Genomic DNA, 4320 nt, shown 5'->3' with positions numbered 1-4320 from the left:
CACAACGTCATCCGCCGACCTACTTTACATCAATCACTCGACTGGCCTTTTTATACTGTATCTTCCAACCAGCCCAACGTGGCAGCTCCCAACGCTTCGGGTCTCCCTTACGGTTTCCCTCTCGATAAACGACCTGTACTAGCTTGCGAGACGCGTAATACTCAACATCCAGTTGGAGTTCTGGCAGCGAAAGTTCTAAAGGGTACTGCTCCGTGAAATCGTCGTATTCCCATTCTGGAACACCGTTAAATGTTAAGTCTTCCGGTTCAAACAACGCCATATCATCGACATTTTCAACGCCTAATGTTTCCAACTGATCCTTTAACCAGCTAGAAAATGTCAAGGAGGCCAAGTCGTTAACCTCTTCTCCTTCGACATTAAGGCCCAATGCGTTGTAGAGTTTCCAGTGTTGGATTTGTTGTTTTCTTTGAGAAGCAAATCCTGGTAACAGTGTCTCGTCTTCTATCATTTCGACAATAGACTGAACAGCAACATCACCTTTTAACGCTTGATGTTCAGTACAGATTGTTCGTCCGGCGTAGACCAAATGCATCGTTGCTCTTGGGGTCTCCTCTTCATAATTCGTCTCACCTTGTTGCCACTCCCCTAGCTCAAGTTCGCGTAATAATGTCAGCGGGATAGGCATCATAACCGATGCGAGGTTCAGTGTTTGCTTAACGCCTCGTCCTGGCACGCTATGGCTATCTAGCACGATGGCCGCTTCTTCTTTATCAGGAAAGCGGCTGTTACGCCCAACCAGCATCTCGACTACGCCATTTCCTAGAGCATCCCTTCGACGAGCTCGTCGGACAAACACAAGCTCAGGGTGCAATGAGGCGATGGAGAAAAAGAGCGCTTCACGTTTATATCGAGAGGCAACGTCAAGTTCCGGTAATTCAAATACTTCTCGCATTTGTTTCGCTAAACCTTGTGCCTCTTCGAGTGCGCTGGCATCAATGACAATGCCCGGAAGTCGCTCCCCCCGAACCAAACGGATCAACAAAGAGACATCACATCCGTATGGCTCCTCTTGAGATAGAAGCTCAGCAACTTCACCACTTTGTCGCTGATAGAGCTGCGCAGGCACAGATAAGGCGGCAGCCAAATCAATCATTGCTTCCTTCTCTGGCTTCGCTTGAATTCTGGTAACGAGATCGGCAAACAGTGCATCAATGGGTAGTGGATATACTTTTCTACCATGCTGCGTGACATTGCCATCCTCATCAATCGCTTCCATAGATAACAACGTCGAATGAGATGCCTCTAGCGACTTTGGAGGAATTGAGTCGAGAAAATCGAGTGTTGAAAGACGGTACCCACAACAAGCCGCTGCCAGCATGGGCTCGACGAGCTCTTCTCTGTGTAATTCTGGAGGTGTCACCAACTCTAAAGGCGCGTGCTCACCATATAGACGAATACAAGCCCCTTCGGTAACGCGACCTGCTCGCCCCATTCGCTGCGCGGCACTGGCCTTAGAAATGTTGGTTAATGTCAGTGCTGTACGTCCATTTCGTTGTACAGTTCTGCGCTCTAAACCACTATCGATTACCACACGGATATTAGGAATGGTCAGAGAGGTTTCCGCGACGTTGGTTGCCAATACGACTTTCCGTTGCTTTTGTACCGTCAGCGCACGATGTCGTTCTTCATCACTGACCGAGGCATGAAGTTTAACCACCATGACATCACTGCTGCTTTGTAGCATCTGCGCGCATTGGGCGATCTCTTTACGTCCTGGGAGAAAAACAAGAATATCGCCATCTTCATCTTCCAGTGCTTCTTTTACCGCTCCGACAACTTCCTGTTCACATCCCTTTTTGTTCGGTAAATAGCGGCTGTCTGTGGAACGATGTGTCACCGTGACTGGAAAGCAACGTCCCTCCGAACTCAGGCGCTTAGCATTCAGGTAACGAGCAAGCTTTTCGCCTTCTAAGGTAGCGGAAGTGACGATCAATCGATGTTGATTTTCTTGCTTCAAAATGGCGGTTAATAGATCAATATCCCAGCGTCGCTCGTGAAATTCGTCCACTATCACGACATCAAAGTCTGCTAGCTTGTTTTCCGAAAACCAACGCAGTGCAACCCCCGGAGTCACAAATACAACTTCGGTTTTTTCATCAAAGTAGGCATGAAGCTTGATCGCGTAACCGACTTTGCGACCTATTGGCCCTCCAGATTGCTCCGCAAGAAATTCAGCCAGCGAGGTACAAGCAATTCGACGTGGTTCAATAACCAGAACGCGTCCGTGTTTTGCCGCCCACATGGGCAAGCGGGTAGATTTACCCGACCCGGTTTCAGCTTCCACCACAAGATGGTTAAGGCTTACATGATGGTCAAACTCGGCTTGCAGGCTGTCGATAGGTAGTTGAAACATAGAAATTGGATTTGATTTGATGATGCAAAACATTATACCCAAGTAAAAAAATCCTGCTTTAGGTATCTCTAAACAACCAATATTGCCGATATTTTCGTCGGTATCTGAATTTTTTTGCGACATTACATTGATGTGCATCAACGCATGTTTACAACTAAATAGTGAACCCGTTAAAATTTGGTGCGCATCCTTCAACCCTACATAAGGCACCCAATGAACAACGATAAACGCCCACTATATATTCCATATGCGGGTCCGGCTCTTTTAGCAACCCCTCTTTTGAACAAAGGCAGTGCATTCTCTGCTGAAGAACGTAGTTCATTCAACTTAGAAGGTCTGCTTCCAGAGTCGACCGAAACTATCCAAGAGCAGGTGGAACGTGCCTACCAGCAATACAAAAGTTTCGAAAGCGATATGGATAAACACATTTATCTGCGTAATATCCAAGACACCAACGAAACATTGTATTACCGCCTAGTGCAAAATCACATTTCTGAGATGATGCCAATCATCTACACGCCGACTGTTGGCGCAGCATGTGAAAACTTCTCTAACATTTACCGTCGTGGTCGCGGTCTGTTCATTTCATACCCGAACCGTGACCGTATTGACGACTTGCTGAACAACGCAGCAAACCACAACGTTAAAGTGATTGTTGTGACAGATGGCGAACGTATCCTTGGCTTGGGTGACCAAGGTATCGGCGGCATGGGTATTCCTATCGGTAAACTGTCACTATATACCGCGTGTGGTGGTATCAGCCCTGCTTACACGCTACCAATCGTGCTTGATGTGGGTACCAATAACCCGCAACGCTTAGCTGATCCGATGTACATGGGTTGGCGTCATCCTCGTATTACGGGTGCAGAATACGATGCATTTGTAGAAGAGTTTATCCAAGCGGTACAGCGCCGTTGGCCTGATGCTTTGATCCAGTTCGAAGACTTTGCTCAGAAAAATGCGATGCCTCTTCTTGAGCGTTACAAAGACCGCGTGTGTTGCTTCAATGATGATATTCAGGGTACTGCTGCTGTTACTGTTGGCTCTCTACTTGCAGCTTGTAAAGCAGCAGGAACTCAGCTTTCTAAACAACGTATTACCTTCCTAGGCGCAGGGTCTGCTGGTTGTGGTATCGCAGAAGCGATCATCGCACAAATGGTATCGGAAGGAATTTCTGACGAGCAAGCTCGCTCACAAGTTTACATGGTTGACCGTTGGGGTCTGTTACAAGAAGGCATGCCTAACCTTCTTGATTTCCAACAACGCTTGGTGCAAAAGCATACCAATACGAAAGAGTGGGAAAATGAAGGAAATGGCTTCTCACTACTCGATGTTATGCGTAACGCCAAGCCAACGGTACTAATTGGTGTTTCTGGTGCGCCTGGCCTATTTAGCCAAGAAGTCATCGAAGAAATGCATAAACACTGTAAGCGTCCGATTGTCTTCCCACTGTCGAACCCAACAAGCCGCGTGGAAGCGACACCGAACGACATCATTCGTTGGACAAATGGTGAAGCACTGGTTGCAACAGGTAGCCCATTTGAGCCAGTGGTTCATGAAGGTCGCACTTACCCTATTGCACAATGTAACAACAGCTACATCTTCCCAGGCATTGGCCTTGGTGTACTTGCTGTCAATGCAAAACGTGTCACTGACGAGATGCTAATGGAATCAAGCCGCGCGCTCGCAACATGTTCTCCTCTAGCAATCAACGGTCGTGGGGCACTACTTCCACCACTGGAAGAGATCCACTTAGTATCGAAAAAAATCGCATTTGCCGTTGGTAAAAAGGCAATTGAACAAGGTGTCGCATTAGAAATTACTGATGAAGCATTGAACGTGGCGATTGAACAGTCGTTCTGGCAACCTGTTTACCGCCGCTACAAACGCACTGCGTTCTAAGCTTGAGACAATTCGTTTAATAATTAGCCCCTACCATGTAGGGG

At 47.4% G+C, this 4320-nt stretch carries 2 protein-coding genes; one reads left to right on the top strand and one right to left on the bottom strand.

The features are described from left to right. Nucleotides 1–19: 19 nt before the first annotated feature. Entirely contained in the window at nt 20–2374 is a 2355-nt protein-coding gene (locus CAG68_RS19005; RefSeq protein ID WP_161441510.1) for a helicase-related protein, read from the bottom strand. Nucleotides 2375–2587: 213 nt separating this feature from the next. Here CAG68_RS19005 and CAG68_RS19000 point away from each other — a divergent pair, with 213 nt between their 5' ends. Beyond that, on the top strand, nt 2588–4276 hold the full coding sequence (locus CAG68_RS19000; protein ID WP_005377977.1) for an NAD-dependent malic enzyme: 1689 nt from the start codon (nt 2588–2590) through the stop codon (nt 4274–4276). Nucleotides 4277–4320: the final 44 nt, after the last annotated feature.

It is taken from the genome of Vibrio sp. V42_P2S4T144 (assembly GCF_009904715.1).
In the GTDB taxonomy this organism is placed as follows: domain Bacteria; phylum Pseudomonadota; class Gammaproteobacteria; order Enterobacterales; family Vibrionaceae; genus Vibrio; species Vibrio alginolyticus.
This window is presented reverse-complemented; position numbering and strand designations above follow the sequence as displayed.